The following is a 13,864-nucleotide window of genomic DNA, read 5'->3' on the forward strand; positions in this document are numbered from 1 at the left end:
CCACCGATGGCTGTCTCTCTCGAATCGCACACTGCATTGTCGGTGCGGGTCTTCGTCGTGACCCGCTCGTCGGTTCGCTGGTGATACTCGTCGTCCACGACTGAGCTGGACTGGACACGAAGTGAGCGAGGAGATAGCCACAGCGTCAGACCGACGAAACGGTCGTGAAACGGGGTCGGACTGGACGATTGGTTCGGGACGGAGCACATGATTGCAGAACAAGTACGCGTCGGGTTAGAACCCGTCATCAGCCTCCTGCTCACCGTTCAGGGTATCGCGGCGACTGTCGGTCTTGCCGCGTTGATGGCCCAGTTCGGCATCCAGCTGACAGTGGGGGACCTTCGACAGACGACACGAGAGTACAACCTCGTCAGCCGGTGGCTCGTCGCGAACCTCCTCTTTCTGCCACTCGTCGCTGCCCTGTTCGGTGTCGTGTTCCAGCTCCCCCGACCGCTCCTCCTCACGCTCGTGCTGGTCGCCGTCGCCCCGGGCGCACCGTTCATCCCGCCGCTCGTCGCGATGGCCGGTCACGACTCGCACGAAGCAGTCCGACTGACCGCAGCGCTGACTGTCGTCGCCGTCCTTACTGTGCCGCTTTTCGTCGCTGCGCTGCTGTTCGTCCTCGACATCGAGACCGACTTCTCCCCGTGGCGACTCCTCTCACCCCTGGGAATCGTGCTCGTGGCACCCATGATCGCAGGAATTGCCGTTCGAACGTGGCGTCCGGAACTCGCTGAGCGTCTCGCCCGGCCGATAACCCTGCTCGCCAACCTCTCGCTGTTGCTCGCACTCGGTATCATCGCTCTCCTCGGTCTCCCGCAGGTCGTCGGGATATTCGCGGTCCTCGTCGGGACTGGGGCGATACTTCTTCTGTCGCTGTTCGTCCTCGTGTCTATTGGCATTGGATGGGTTCTGGGGGGACCGACTGCCCAGAGTCGCCGTATCCTCGCGCTCGGAACAGCCGGACGAAACGTCAACATCGCCCTGTTCGTCGCAACCGGTGCGTTCCCAGAGTCAGGCGTGAACGGTGGTATCATCGCCTTCACAGTGCTCATGTTTGTCCTCTCGATACTCGTCGCTCGCTACTGGCGACGGAAGCCGCTTGATGGCGAGTCGAGCACAGCAGTGTCTGGGCTGAACAGCTGAACTCACGAAGCCACGTGCTGAACTCACCCTCTGTATCGGGCACGGAGGGGCTGCCGGGCCTCCAGTAGTTGTCGAGGCCGTTGCTGCGTACAGGGCGTATGGTCACCACGTTCCAACTGCAGTTCACCGAGGGTGCCGAGTGTTCGACACGGCACGGAGGACCCGGTCAGCGCCACGAGAGACCACGATCAGTCGTTCTCGGGTCGAACGAGATTCCCGAGGAGGGCATCGCCGAAGACGAGCACGAGAACTGCGCCGACGAGGTTGAAGACGAGGTCGAGCAGCGTGTCGACCGTTCCGTAAGAGACGAGTATCGGTTCGAGCCCGACTCGGCGCGAGGCGACGTGGACGATGTACTCCATGACTTCCCAGAGGATACCCATGGTGACGACGCCGGTAACGACTCGCGGCTTCGGGTCGACGCCCAACCGCCGCGAGAGGACGTGAATCAGCCCACCGAGAACCGTCGACGAGTGGATATGTGTCAGATGGTCCCACCACCAGATATCGTCGTACGGGCCGAGCATCCCGGCGGCGTGTGTCAGCATCGCCGTCTCGACGTAGATCCGCTGCCACGGCCGGAGCTCGACGGTGCGACACCGTTCCAAGATGGCTGGCAGATGCGCGCCCCCGAAGGCGACGAGTGCGTTCACAACCGCCCCAGGGCTCCGGGTGCGGAGCCCTTCGGCGAAGAAGACGGCGATACCCGTGCGGATCGCACGCTCGATCACCCCCGTGACGGCCGACGACATCGTCCCGGATTCAGAACTGCGCATGGCTCATTGTCCCGCGTGGTGTCGCGTGGCCGCCAACGAAGTGGATTGACTGTCTCTCATCTCCGATGGGCTCGTACAGTGGCAGAAGTTTGGTTGCAAACCTGAAATTCCCACCGCTCGGGATCCCTCCACCGTCAAGCGGAGGAGGATGTCGAACCGTACGATAGGATAGCTACCCCACGCAGGTATCAGAAGCTGCCCAGATACCTGCCTCGATTGTGGTGCGCTGCGCCTGCTGGTCACCGAGGTCATCCTGCGTCGACACGGCAACCGAGGCCATAGCAGGGTCCCCCAGCACGGCAGAGAACGTCTGCTGGTCCCGGGGAGGGGCAAGCTCAAGGTCGTCATCCGCCCGCCGGTCGGGTTCGTACAGCGAGGTGGGTCATCAGTGGCTCGCAGAACAGGTCACTAGCGAGTTCGACGGCTTCGTCGAACGCACCCACCCCAGCGAGGGCAACCGCCAACGAATCCACGTCGCCCCGAACCGCCCCCGATCGTGCAAACACCGTTTCAATCCGGTACATATGGTGGCTAAAACGGAGTTTGAAACCGGCTCGGGCGAGGGACGACGAACACCGAGGCGACAGCGACGGATTGGCCGAAACACCAGCGTAGCGCTCGCTCGCCAGCGAATCCGGGGGTCGTTGCGTGTTCGACGAGCGCGATGCCAGTAGCGTAGCCGACCGTTCGACGGCGAAAACCGCACGACGAGACCGGTGTTTGTCGCACCACGACCTGCGTGCAGCCCCGGACAGCCCACCGTACTCGAACTGGACATCGTACCGAAGCAGGCCGGAGAGGCTGCCACACGCCAGTTCGTCGGCGCACCAGCCGGTCCAGATGCCCCGGTGCAAACGACCTCGCCACGGACAACCTACCGGACATTCGTCGCAGAGTTCGCTCGCCCGTGAGGCCGTAGAGCGCTCGAGACGGTCGCGAATCGACGTTCAGACGGAGTTTGCAACGTGTCGGCACACAGTTATTCTCGTGAGAAGGTGGGGCGAAGAACCGCGCGACGGAGAGACCCTACGTACGTAGCGACCCGATTCAGGACCCCTGCTCGTGAGGCTCCGGGCAGGATGCGAGCGCGACACCGACACGGGAGTGGGACCGAGACAGCGGCCGGGACCGCACGGCCGGAGCGACGGGGGACCAGAGGATGAGCGACGAGCCGAACAGGACTGGAGGACCCGCTAGCCGCGTGAACGGCGGGTTCACGAGTAGACCAGACGTTCGAACGACACGTTCTCGCTCACCGGGAATCTACGCTGTGATTAGGCCTATCGGTCGCTAGCTTTGCGGTGATCGAGATGGACCGCACCAGACTGGCCGGCCTCGCGCTCGGGGGCGGCGTCGTCCTCACGCTCGTGACGGGCCTCCTGCCCCTGCGGACGCTGCTGGGAGCCACCCACTACGGGTTCCCGATGGCCTGGTTGATACGCCGGGTCCTCGCGCCCGAGTACTTCCCCTGGCGCGTCGACTGGCTCGGACTCGTCGTCGACCTCGTCGTCTGGACGGCGTTCGTGTTCGTACTCCTCGTCGTCTACGACCGCTTCAGCCACCGCAGGCCGGGCGGACAGGCGACCTGACGAGACCAGAGCGTAGCGATGTCCAGCACCGACGACGAACGGACCACGGGCGGACGGCATCCACGGCCGCAGCTACCGCTGTCGGTGCTGGGGACGGTCTTCCTCGTCGTCGCGCTGACCGCGTTCGCCCTGTCGATAGAGAGTGGCCGCCCCACGCCGTACGCCGGCGGCATCGCCCTCGTCACGGCACTCCTCGGCGTCGCTGGCATCGCCGTCCTCGACGCGGTGGTCGGGCGCACGGGCGTCCGTATCGTCGCCCACGTGCTCCCGGGGCTGGTCGTTCTGTCGCTCGCGTTCTTACTGACGGCACTCCAGTTCGCGGACCGATTCCTGACGCCACCGCTGTACGTCGTCCTGCTCGGACACTGGGTTGTCGGCTTCTCGCTGGTCCTCGGTGGGGTCGACGTGGCTCGCGGCGCCACACGTCGGGTCCGCCGTGTCGCGGCCGTCGGGCTCGGAGCCACCGTCGTCTGGACGCTCGTCGCGGCCGGCTACGTCGTCGCCGAACTCGTCACGCGCGGCTGGAACGGTGGATCGGGTATCACGGCTGGGGCCGTCTCGGCCTGGGTCCTCGTCCTCGTGCTGGCCGGCGGCCCGAGTCTCGTCTTCCTCTGGGACCGCCGCGAGACGCGTCCGGAGCGACAGCACGGGGTGGACGGGTGACGGGCAGGACGACGGAGCACGACGACCGGACGCCACGGTCACCGGCGTGGGGCGTGTGCTGGCGATGACGTTCGACGCAGACGCACTCAGCCAGCGCCTCCGGGTGCCCCTCCCGTGGGCGGCCACGATCCTCGCGGTGGTCACGCTCGGGGTCTTCGCCGGCACCTGGCTCTCGGGGAGTCCCGTCTGGCTCGTGGCAGGGGCGACGCTCCTCGCGGCGCTCCTCGCCGGGGGCATCCTGAGTACCACTGGCCCGGTCTTCGGGACTCGCACGCGCTGGCTGGTCGCGCACGTCGTCCTCGGGCTGTTCGTCGCGGTCGTCGCACTCCTCGTCACGCTGCTCGGGGCCGCCGAAGGTGCGCTGGACGTCTCACTCCAGACCGCCGTCGTCCTCGGGAGTCTCTGGGGGCTCGCGCTCGCCCTGCTCGTCGCCGGCCTCGCGGGCTTCCTCGGCGCTCGGCGACTCCTGGGCCGGGTCGCCACGCTCGGCCTCGCGCTCACCGTCGTCTGGGGGCTGGTCGTCGCCATCGCGCTGGGCGGCGTCGTCGTCCAGCTCCTCGTCGCGGGCGTCGACATCGGGCTCGTACAGGACCTTCAGGACGACCTGCTCCCGTTCCTCGTCGTCTCCGTCGGCCTCGTCGTCCTCCCGGCGCTCGTCTTCCGCCGGGACCGTCGAGAAGCGCGGGCTCGAGAGCTGGCCTGAGTCGGTGGTGACACCGACTGCAGCGAGATTCTCAGTCGAACGGACTTGTTTTCCCGACCCACCGAGGCGGCTCTGAGAGTGCTGCGAGGCACTCTTCACGGACGTGAGTCCCAGCCGTGTTGAAGCCTCAAACGATGGCAGGATTCAACGGTCGTACTGCATAGAGGGCGTATCTCGCTCACTAGCGTACACGTGTGGCAAGTTCACCGCAGAACGAGTGTGACTCCGCTTCTCTGACTCTTCAGAGGGGATTCGTGAGGAGACGCGGAACTCGTATCGATGGGGCCGAACGGCGCGTCGGGTCAGTCACCTCTGAGGAGCAGGACGAGGACGACGACGAACACCACCTGGACGACCTTGTCGACGAGACCGAGGGGACTGAACGAGGGCGCGTTCACGACGTACCAGGCGACGATCTGCCCGAGTGTGAACGGGATACCCAGGAGGTAGAACAGCCGTCGCCGGTAGTCGACGAGTACTGCGCCTGCCCCGACGAGAAAGGCGACACCGGCCAGAATGAAGCTGATGCCGAACCCGTTGAGCCCGAACGAGGCCCCCAGCCCGAGGTGGAGGACACCCGTCACGACGGCGAGGACGACCCCCGCCCAGTGGAGCGACGTCATCGAGTCGGTGGCGAGTGAGAAGCCCCCACTTGCCGTGTTCTGTGTTGCCATACGCACTCGATGGACGCCAACCGCTTTTACTTCAGGATGGCGGCGACGTGTTCGCGCATCGCCGCAGCGAAGCGCTCGCTCCCGAACCGGTCACGGGGCAGAAACGGGCGCAGGTCGGTCTCGACGGCACTCGCAACTCGGTCGACCGCACCGTCGAGGTCGTCGAACAGGAGTCGTCGGTCGCCGTCCAGTACGTCTACTTGTCCCCCGTCGGCGGGAGCGAACGGGAGCATTCCGGCGGCGACGTACTCCGCGACGGCCATCCCGAAGTGCTCTCGTGGCTTCGCGTTGAGTCCGTAGCGGTAGCGGCCGAGGAGGTCGGTGATTCGTTCGCGGGAGACGTCCGTCTCGACGCCGAGGTACGGGCGCTCGGCGGCCGCTCGTCGGACCCGGCCGACGTACTCACGGTAGGCCGGCGGTGCAGCCCCGACGATACGGCCGGTGAGGTCGTAGCCCCGCTCGCGAAGCCTGTCGAGAACCTCGACTGCCTCCAGAGTCCGCTTGTCGGGTGCGATGCGCCCAAGGACGAGGACCCCGTGCTCGCGCTCGGTCCAGGGCCGCCCGTCGATACGGTCGACCGGGGGGTGACACACCGTGGGTCTGATCCCGTAGAGGCGCTCTACGACGTCGGCGGTCCACGCGGAGTTCGCGACCAGTCTGGTCCGGCGATCGGCCGGGGCCTCCGGTCCCGCTAGCCGGGTCCAGACTCGGTTCAGGGCGCTCGTCTCGGCGGCTTCGGTCCGGGTGAGACGGAACTGCGGGAAGTGGACGTACTGGACCGACGGCCCGGGGATCGAGAGCTCGTTCGCAGTGCTGACGACGGCGTCGAACGAGTCGAGCCGACGCCGACAGAGGAGTCTGAGCAGCGTTGTCCGTGCCGCCAGTTGTGGCCCCACGAACGGGCCGAGCGCCTCAAATCCGGCCGCGAGGGCCGTCGCGCCCGGCGGCTGGACCACGTCGGCCTCGAGCGAGATGTCGAAACGGTCGGCCAGCGTCACCGGGTCCGTCTTCGAGGCCGTGAACAGCGTCACGTCGTGGTCCTCGGCCAGCGCCGCACACGCGTGGAGACAGACGGCGTCCGCGCCGCCCTGGAAGTCCAGTGTATTGTGAAACACCGCGACGCGAGCCATACCGTCCCGACGCCCGCCGTGGATTTGAATCCCGGCATCACCGACCGTCTCGGGGCCGAGTCCCGGCATCACCGACCGGAAGACCGGACTACTTGTCTTGAATGGCCGTATATGCAGGGGTGGACTGCGCGTTGGTCGGGGCGGGAAGCGTCGCCGAACGGTACGTCACTGGAGTCGGTGAGTCCTCGCTCCGGGTCGTCGCGGTCTGTGATCTCGACCGCGACCGGGCGGAGACGCTCGCCACGCGTGTCGGTGACGCAACTGTCTACACCGACCTGGAGACGATGCTGGGCACCGAGTCGGTCCCGCTGGTCGTGAACCTCACCAGCCACGGGGCACACGCCGGTGTCACCCGGGCGTGTCTCCGGGCCGACCGCCACGTATTCTCCGAGAAGCCGCTCGCGCTCGAGGCCGAGACGGCGGCCGAACTCGTCCGGACGGCCGCCGACCGTGGGCTCGCGCTCGGCTGTGCGCCGGAGAACCACCTGGCCGATGCACAACGACACGCCCACACACTCGCTACGGACGGCCGACTCGGGACCGTCCGGTTCGCGAGCGCCACGGCCAACGTCGGTCGTGTCGACGAGTGGCACGACCGGCCGGAGTCGTTCCTCGCCGTCGGCCCCCTGTTCGACGGGGCGGTCTACCCGCTCTCGCTGCTCGTCGCCTGGTTCGGCCGCGTCGACCGGGTCCGACGGGCCGACGCCCTCGAAGTGTGGTCGGGCGACCGGCCCGAGGCGGCCGCGGCTCCACCACACGTGGAGGCGACACTGGAGTTCGTCGACGGCCCCGTCGTCGCGCTCCGTGCGAGCTTCTACGTCGACCACCGGAGCCGCGAGTTCTACGGGCTCGAACTCCACGGCGACGACGGCACGCTCTACCTCGAGGATACCGGGGCGCTGGCGGCCGACCGGGATGCTGTCACCGTCCGCGGTGGTGAGCGTGAACCGACCGTCGCGCCCCATCCGCAATCGCGGCGCGCGCGGCCACACGCGGCCGGGCCAGCCAGACTCGCCCGGTCGGTCGAGCGGGGCCGACCGAGCAGAGCGGGGGCCCGGCGTGCCGCCCACGTGGTCGCGGTCTGCGAGGCGATAGGGGCCGCCGCCACGGGTGACGGTGGCCCGGTCCCTGTCGAGGACGGCCTCGGTGGCGATCTCGGTCGTCGGGCATCCAACGGTCCGCCGCCGGTCCGTCCCCCAGCCACCGCGGCGAGTCACGAGGGCGGGTCCACGATACGGCTCCCCCCGATCGGATTCGGCTGCTCGCGCTACCGTGGCGACGGCGAGTACGTCGAGCCAGCGCTCGGGGCGGCACTCGACACGGGCTACCGGCTGTTCGACACCGCCGAACTGTACGGGAACGAGTGGCGACTCGGCGACCTCCTCGCCGGGGCTGGCGCCCCCGACCGCGAGTCGACATTCCTGCTCGGCAAGCCCTGGCGGACGAACCACGGCCCCGGGCACCTGCGCCAGGCCTGCGAGGGGTCGCTCGACGAACTCGGTGTCGACGCGTTCGATTGCTACGCGCTCCACTGGCCCGACGCGTGGGCCCACCGCGGCGAACTCCGCGAACTCTCCACGCTCCCCGTCACCGAGCAGGAACAGCTGACGTTTCCGACCGACGAGACGGGCGACCCGGTCCGGGCCGACCACTCGCTCCGCGAGACGTGGTCGCGACTGGAAGCGCTGTACGACGACGACCTCACGCGGACGCTCGGCGTGTGTAACGTGACGTGCCCGCAGTTGGCTCGACTGGTCGAGGAGGCGCGGGTCCCGCCAGCACTGGTCCAGGTCGAGCGCCACCCGTACCGCCCCCGCACCGACCTCGTCGAGTGGTGCCACGCACGAGGAATCCGCGTGGTGGCCCACTCGCCGCTCTCGGCCCCGGGGTTGCTGACCGACCCCGTCGTCGAATCGGTCGCCGACACTGCCGGCGTGACGCCCGCGCAAGCCGTGCTGGCGTGGAACGTCGCCCGCGGCGTGGTCCCTATCCCGTCGACGACGAGCGTCGACCACGCCGTCTCGAACCTGGCGGCCGCTCGCTGCCGACTCGACGACCGGGCGGTGAATCGGCTGGACGACCTCGAGACGCCGGGGGTCGAGCGATGACCGCGATGGAGGTCCCGGCCACGCTCGAGGGACGGTGGTGGCTGACAGGGGCCGTCGCACTCCTCTCGGCCACGCTCGTCGCCGTGGCGGCTGCGGACGCGCTATCGCCCGCTGCCGCCCTGCTGTGGCTCCTCGTCGCCTCGGTCCCGCTTGGCTACACGCTCTGGTTCCTCTGGCGGTCGCTGGCGCTCAACCATCCCCCCGAGTCGACGACCCCGACGGCTACGGTCCCCGACGGCGGCACGACGGTGTACCCGACACTCGGGCTGGCGAACGGCATCACTCTCGGCCGCGGGTGGCTCTACGCCGGCGTGGCCGGCTTCGTCCTCGTGACACCCCCCGTCGACAGCGTCTGGCGGTGGCTGCCCGCGCTCTGGTACGGCGGCGGCGCCGCGCTGGACTGGGTCGACGGGCTCGTCGCCCGCCGGTCCGACCGACAGACGGTACTCGGCGAGCGCCTCGACCTGGCGTTCGACACGATGGGGTTCCTGGTCGCGCCAGTCGTAGCAGTCGCGTGGGGGGCGCTCCCGGTCTGGTACCTCTCGGTGTCGGCGGCGCGCTACTGCTACCGGTTCGGCTGCTGGCTCCACGAACGGCGCGGCGGGACGGTCGGTGACCTCCCCGAGAGCCGCCTCAGACGGCCGCTCGCTGGCCTCCAGATGGCGGTCGTCGCCCTGGCGCTCCTCCCGGTCGTCCCGCCGCGTCTCGCGTGGCCCGCAGCGACGCTCGCGATGGCCCCCTCGCTGGCCGTCTTCGCCCGTGACTACCTCGTGGTCACCGGGCGGCTCGGCATGCCGAACGCTCAAGACTCGACGAACCAATCATGACACACGTGAATACCCCCCGCGACGGCGGCGTCAGACTCGCCGTCGTCCAGCTCGACGACTACGGCCCGTGGACGACCACGCCCGAGCCGCGACGAGAGACCGACCTCCAGGCCCTCCAGGCCCGGCTGTTCGCGACGGTCGCCGACTTCTTCGGCGACCGCGACGGCTACGCCTTCGCCGGCCGCTACGACAACATGCTCGGCGTAGCGAACCACATCGACCCCGAGGCGTTCACCCGGCTTCAAGAACGCGTCGCGAACCAGTACCCCGTGACGGTCAGCGTCGGCGTCGGCACGGCACCGACACCCGTGGCGGCGCTCGAAGCCGCTGGAGACGTGCTCCAGGCGGCGGGGAGCGCACAGGAGACGGACCGGCGCGAGGTCCTCGACCACCGTGTGGTCGACGGAGCCACCCCCGGGACGCTCACGGTCGCACACTTCGACGTGGTGGACGTGACCGGCGAACTGACAGACCGCGTCTCCCCCGACGTGGCCGAGCGGACCGTCCGCCGGACGATGCTGGCGCTCTCCGAACGGCTCGCCGAGGAGCACGCCGCAGTGACGCAGTTCGTCGGCGGGGACAACGCTATCGCCGTCTGCCCCGACGTCGGTCGACCGGCCCTCGAGTCCGTCCTCGAACACGTCCGGTCGGAGACGGGCGTCGAACTCCAGGTCGGCGTGGGACACGGTCCGAGTGCGCACGCCGCGGGGTTCGAGGCGAAACACGCGCTCGAGGCGTGTCGGGCGACCGGCAGCCGCATCGAAGGGCCCTGGGGGGTGGCCGACGACTGAGATGGCCCCGACAGAGACCCGTTCGCTCTACTTCGACGCGCCGGAGTCCGTCGAGATACGCACCGAACCCCTGGACGAACTCGGTGCAGACGAACTGTGCGTCGACACCATCGCCTCCGGCATCAGCCCGGGGTCCGAGCTACTCGTCTACCGGGGCGAGTTCCCGGACGGGATGGCCGTCGACAGCACCATCGACGCGCTCGACGGCGCCTTCGAGTATCCGCTCCGGTACGGCTACGCCGCCGTCGGCGAGGTGACACGCGTCGGGCGCGAGGTCGAGGAGGAGTGGCTCGGTCGGCAGGTGTTCGCGTTCGTCCCGCACGCCAGCCGGTTCCACACGACCCCCGACGCGGTGGTACCGGTGGACGACGCCGTCGACGCCACGGAGGCGACGCTGCTCCCGTCGGTCGAGACCGCGACCAACCTCGTCCTCGACGGCCGACCGCGCGTGGGTGAACGGGTCGTCGTCTTCGGGGCCGGACCGGTCGGCCTCTGTACGACGCACGTCCTCTCGCAGTTTCCGCTCGACCGACTCGTCGTCGTCGAGCCCATCGCGTCACGGCGCGAACTCGCCCGCGGGGTGGGAGCCGACCACGTCGTCGACCCCGAGACGGTCGCGTCGGTGCTCGACGACTGCGACGGGGACGGGGCCGACCTCGTCTACGAGCTCTCGGGCCAGCCGGCGACGCTCGACGCCGCCGTCGACGTCGCCGGCTACGACAGCCGTGTCCTCGTCGGGTCGTGGTACGGGACGAAGCGGGCCCCCATCGACCTCGGCGGGTCGTTCCACCGCGAGCGCATCAGCATCGAGTCGAGTCAGGTCAGCACCATCGACCCGTCGCTCCGTGGCCGGTGGGACCGGTCACGCCGGTTCGACACCGCGTTCGACCACCTCCGACGGCTCGACACCGACCTCGTCCTGACGGAGGCGGTCCCGTTCTCCCGGGCGGCCGAGGCGTACCGTCGACTCGATCGCCGTGCGGTCGAGGCCCCACACGTCGTCCTCACCTACCCATGACCGACACCTACCGCGCACGACAGCCCGACGAACCGTACCGGCTGATGGTCCGCCGGACGTTCATCGCACAGCACTTCCTCACGGTGCCCGACCCGGGGCCGGAGGGAGAGGTCCACAGCCACGAGTTCACCGCGGAGGTCGAGTTCGCGGCCCCCGAGCTCGGGGAGTACGGCTACGTGGTCGACATCGACGCGGTCGAGGCGGCACTCGACGAACTGGAGGGCCGCTACCGCGACAGCCTCCTGAACGACCTCCCGGAGTTCGGGGACGAGAACCCGAGCGTCGAGCGGTTCGCCCGCCTGTTCGGTGACCGACTGGCGGCCGCACTCGACGACCCCACGCCGACACGACTCCTCGTCAGGATGTGGGAGGACGACCTCGCGTGGGCGAGCCACGAGCGCGTGCTCACAACGGAATGAGCGACGCTCCCGACGGCCACGACCACGCTCGACCGCGCTACCTGACGGCCAAGCGGTCCGTCGACGAGCGGGCACGCGACCGGCGGGTGCTGTCGCGACTGGTCGAGACGCTCCCGGACCGGCCAAGGGTCGGCGAGGCCGGCTGTGGCACCGGGCTGTCGGTCCCGACGCTCCACGACTGGGGTATCCGGCCTGGCACCTACCACGGAGCCGATACCGACCCTCGCATCGTCGCGTTCGCCCGCTGGCTCGTGCCACGGGTGCTCCGACGACGGGAGCTGGACGTCACGGCGACGCCGACGGGCTGCCGGGTCGGGCGTTCGAGCGAGACCGACCTGGCCGTCGCCTTCGACGCCGACGACGCGCTGACGGCACTCCCGAGCGCCGCACCGGACGAGGGGTTCGACCTCGTCCTCGCACAGTCGTTCCTCGACCTCGTGCCGGTCGAACCAGCCCTCGAGGCGTTCGGCCGGGCCGTCGGCGGGGACGGCCTCGTCTACGCGCCACTGACGTTCGACGGCGAGACCATCTTCCTCCCCGAGCACCCTGCCGACGAGCGCGTCTCGGAGGCGTTCCACGCGGCCATCGACGCCACGCCCGGGCGCGACAGTCGAGCGGGTCGACACCTCCTCGACCGACTCCGCGAGCGTGGCGCACGGGTCGAGGCGGTCGCCGCGTCCGATTGGATCGTCGGGCCGTCGCCCGGCGGGGAGTATCCCGCCGACGAGCGGTACTTCCTCGCGTGCATCCTCGAGTTCGTCGCCGACGCTCTCGGGGGCGTCGAGGGGAGCGAGGAGTGGCTGGCGACCCGCCGACGCCAACTGCACGCGGGGGAACTGACGTACGTCGCCCACGGCTACGACCTCCTCTGGCGACCCGCCGAGGTGACCGACCGGTGATGGTCGTCACCCACGTCGCCGTGGCGCTGGCGTTCGCCGTTCCAGTCGCGCTGGCCGCCCCACAGTTCGCGACGCCAGCGGCGGTCGGTGCCATCGTGGGCGGGGTGTTCCCGGACCTCGACCTGCTCGTGGGTGAGCACCGGCGGACGCTCCACTTCCCGGTGTTCGGCCCCGTGCTCGCGGTTCCCGGCGTCGTACTCGCGTTCCTCGTTCCGACCCCGCTCACGGTGGCGCTCGCACTCGCACTCGTCGGGGGCGGTCTCCACAGCGCGAGCGACGTGCTGGGGGCGGGTGAGGAACTCAGACCGTGGGAGCGGACCAACACGAACGCGGTCTACGACCACGTCTCCGGCCGCTGGTGGCAGGCGCGCTACGTGTTCCCCTACGACGGCTCACCGCAGGACCTCGGGCTGGCGGTGGTCGCGGGCGTCCCGGTCTTGCTGGTGTACGACGGGCCGGTTCGGTGGGGGCTCGGTGCGGCCCTCGGTGTCGCGGTCGTGTACGCCGTGTTGCGACGTCGGCTGGTGCCGTACTTCGAACGGATCCTGTAGTGTGGCTTCACCGGACCGTCTCGGGCGCGAACCACAGCGTCCGCTCGCAGACATCGGCGGCAGTGCCCAGAGGGAGCGCCAGCGGAGGAGACCCACACGCCGCCCCACTGTTGTGCTCAGTCCGCCTCCGCTTCGCTCACCTTCTGTTGGAGGTGGTCGAGGACGTGCCCGTGCTCGTCCTGCGGGCTGAAGAGGACGAACTCGACGCCCTCGTCTTCCGTGAGTATCGTGTGGCCGGGCGGCCAGTAGACGGCCTCCCCCGCCTCGTTGACCTCTGTGGTCCCGTCCGTGTACCGGACGTGGACCGAGCCGTCCACGATGTATCCCCAGTGGGGACACTGACAGAGGTCGTCTTCGAGCCCCTCGAGCAGTCCCGTGACGTCGACGCCCGGCGACATGGTCCCCCGGACGGCGTCGAACGACTGTCCGTCCATCGCTCCGAACTCGGTCACGCGCTGTATCGTCGCATCCGGCGTCTCGACCTTCGCTGGCAGGTCGGCTGTCGGTCGGTGCATGACTCTCCGTCCACGGCGCCGAACATGATGTTTCGGAGGGAACATCGTTCACGGT

At 69.0% G+C, this 13,864-nt stretch carries 15 protein-coding genes; 11 read left to right on the forward strand and 4 right to left on the reverse strand.

Translation table 11 applies throughout. From position 1 onward, the window contains the following. The first annotated feature begins 207 nt into the window (after positions 1 to 207). A complete protein-coding gene (locus N0B31_RS14925) occupies positions 208 to 1,146 on the forward strand; it encodes a bile acid:sodium symporter family protein (RefSeq protein WP_260592421.1) in 939 nt (312 codons plus the stop codon). A gap of 188 nt (positions 1,147 to 1,334) precedes the next feature. On the opposite strand, the gene N0B31_RS14930 is transcribed toward N0B31_RS14925, so the two are convergent. Next, entirely contained in the window at positions 1,335 to 1,898 is a 564-nt protein-coding gene (locus N0B31_RS14930) for a DUF2238 domain-containing protein (RefSeq protein WP_260592422.1), read from the reverse strand. A gap of 1,334 nt (positions 1,899 to 3,232) precedes the next feature. Between N0B31_RS14930 and N0B31_RS14935 the strand changes: the two genes are divergently transcribed. From N0B31_RS14935 to N0B31_RS14945, 3 genes are all read left to right on the forward strand, one after another. Continuing rightward, the gene (locus tag N0B31_RS14935) at positions 3,233 to 3,511 is read left to right on the forward strand and encodes a hypothetical protein (protein WP_260592423.1); all 279 of its coding nucleotides are present in this window, start codon (positions 3,233 to 3,235) and stop codon (positions 3,509 to 3,511) included. Between the two features lie 18 nt (positions 3,512 to 3,529). Then, positions 3,530 to 4,174: a hypothetical protein gene (locus N0B31_RS14940; protein WP_260592424.1), complete on the forward strand. Its 645-nt coding sequence runs from the start codon at positions 3,530 to 3,532 to the stop codon at positions 4,172 to 4,174. Positions 4,175 to 4,238: 64 nt separating this feature from the next. Beyond that, the gene (locus N0B31_RS14945; RefSeq protein WP_260592425.1) at positions 4,239 to 4,877 is read left to right on the forward strand and encodes a hypothetical protein; all 639 of its coding nucleotides are present in this window, start codon (positions 4,239 to 4,241) and stop codon (positions 4,875 to 4,877) included. 302 nt (positions 4,878 to 5,179) lie between these two features. Here the strand turns inward: N0B31_RS14945 and N0B31_RS14950 are convergent, their stop codons facing one another. Both N0B31_RS14950 and N0B31_RS14955 read right to left on the reverse strand, forming a co-directional pair. Continuing rightward, positions 5,180 to 5,551 carry a DUF7475 family protein gene (locus N0B31_RS14950; RefSeq protein ID WP_260592426.1) on the reverse strand — a complete coding sequence of 124 codons (372 nt, stop codon included), beginning with the start codon at positions 5,549 to 5,551 and terminating at the stop codon, positions 5,180 to 5,182. Positions 5,552 to 5,577: 26 nt separating this feature from the next. After that, complete coding sequence (locus N0B31_RS14955; RefSeq protein ID WP_260592427.1) at positions 5,578 to 6,681, reverse strand: glycosyltransferase family protein; 1,104 nt, start codon at positions 6,679 to 6,681, stop codon at positions 5,578 to 5,580. Between the two features lie 119 nt (positions 6,682 to 6,800). Here N0B31_RS14955 and N0B31_RS14960 point away from each other — a divergent pair, with 119 nt between their 5' ends. Genes N0B31_RS14960 through N0B31_RS14990 form a run of 7 tightly spaced genes read left to right on the forward strand, consistent with a single transcriptional unit; the run spans position 6,801 to position 13,294 of the window. Continuing rightward, positions 6,801 to 8,789, forward strand: coding sequence for an aldo/keto reductase (locus N0B31_RS14960; RefSeq protein WP_260592428.1), 1,989 nt, complete (start codon positions 6,801 to 6,803; stop codon positions 8,787 to 8,789). After that, positions 8,786 to 9,616: a CDP-alcohol phosphatidyltransferase family protein gene (locus N0B31_RS14965; protein ID WP_260592429.1), complete on the forward strand. Its 831-nt coding sequence runs from the start codon at positions 8,786 to 8,788 to the stop codon at positions 9,614 to 9,616. Before N0B31_RS14960 ends, N0B31_RS14965 begins: the two co-directional genes overlap by 4 nt. A 5-nt stretch (positions 9,617 to 9,621) precedes the next feature. After that, the gene (locus tag N0B31_RS14970; protein ID WP_380627957.1) at positions 9,622 to 10,407 is read left to right on the forward strand and encodes a GTP cyclohydrolase IIa; all 786 of its coding nucleotides are present in this window, start codon (positions 9,622 to 9,624) and stop codon (positions 10,405 to 10,407) included. Position 10,408: 1 nt separating this feature from the next. Then, positions 10,409 to 11,425 (forward strand): zinc-dependent alcohol dehydrogenase, encoded by a 1,017-nt coding sequence (locus N0B31_RS14975; RefSeq protein WP_260592431.1) that lies wholly within the window; start codon positions 10,409 to 10,411, stop codon positions 11,423 to 11,425. After that, entirely contained in the window at positions 11,422 to 11,844 is a 423-nt protein-coding gene (locus tag N0B31_RS14980; RefSeq protein ID WP_260592432.1) for a 6-pyruvoyl trahydropterin synthase family protein, read from the forward strand. The genes N0B31_RS14975 and N0B31_RS14980 overlap by 4 nt, the downstream gene beginning before the upstream one ends. Further along, positions 11,841 to 12,743, forward strand: coding sequence for a class I SAM-dependent methyltransferase (locus N0B31_RS14985; protein ID WP_260592433.1), 903 nt, complete (start codon positions 11,841 to 11,843; stop codon positions 12,741 to 12,743). The genes N0B31_RS14980 and N0B31_RS14985 overlap by 4 nt, the downstream gene beginning before the upstream one ends. Continuing rightward, complete coding sequence (locus N0B31_RS14990; protein ID WP_260592434.1) at positions 12,743 to 13,294, forward strand: metal-dependent hydrolase; 552 nt, start codon at positions 12,743 to 12,745, stop codon at positions 13,292 to 13,294. The genes N0B31_RS14985 and N0B31_RS14990 overlap by 1 nt, the downstream gene beginning before the upstream one ends. A 116-nt stretch (positions 13,295 to 13,410) precedes the next feature. On the opposite strand, the gene N0B31_RS14995 is transcribed toward N0B31_RS14990, so the two are convergent. Next, positions 13,411 to 13,809: a cupin domain-containing protein gene (locus N0B31_RS14995; RefSeq protein ID WP_260592435.1), complete on the reverse strand. Its 399-nt coding sequence runs from the start codon at positions 13,807 to 13,809 to the stop codon at positions 13,411 to 13,413. Positions 13,810 to 13,864: the final 55 nt, after the last annotated feature.

It is taken from the genome of Salinirubellus salinus (assembly GCF_025231485.1).
GTDB classification, from domain to species: domain Archaea; phylum Halobacteriota; class Halobacteria; order Halobacteriales; family Haloarculaceae; genus Salinirubellus; species Salinirubellus salinus.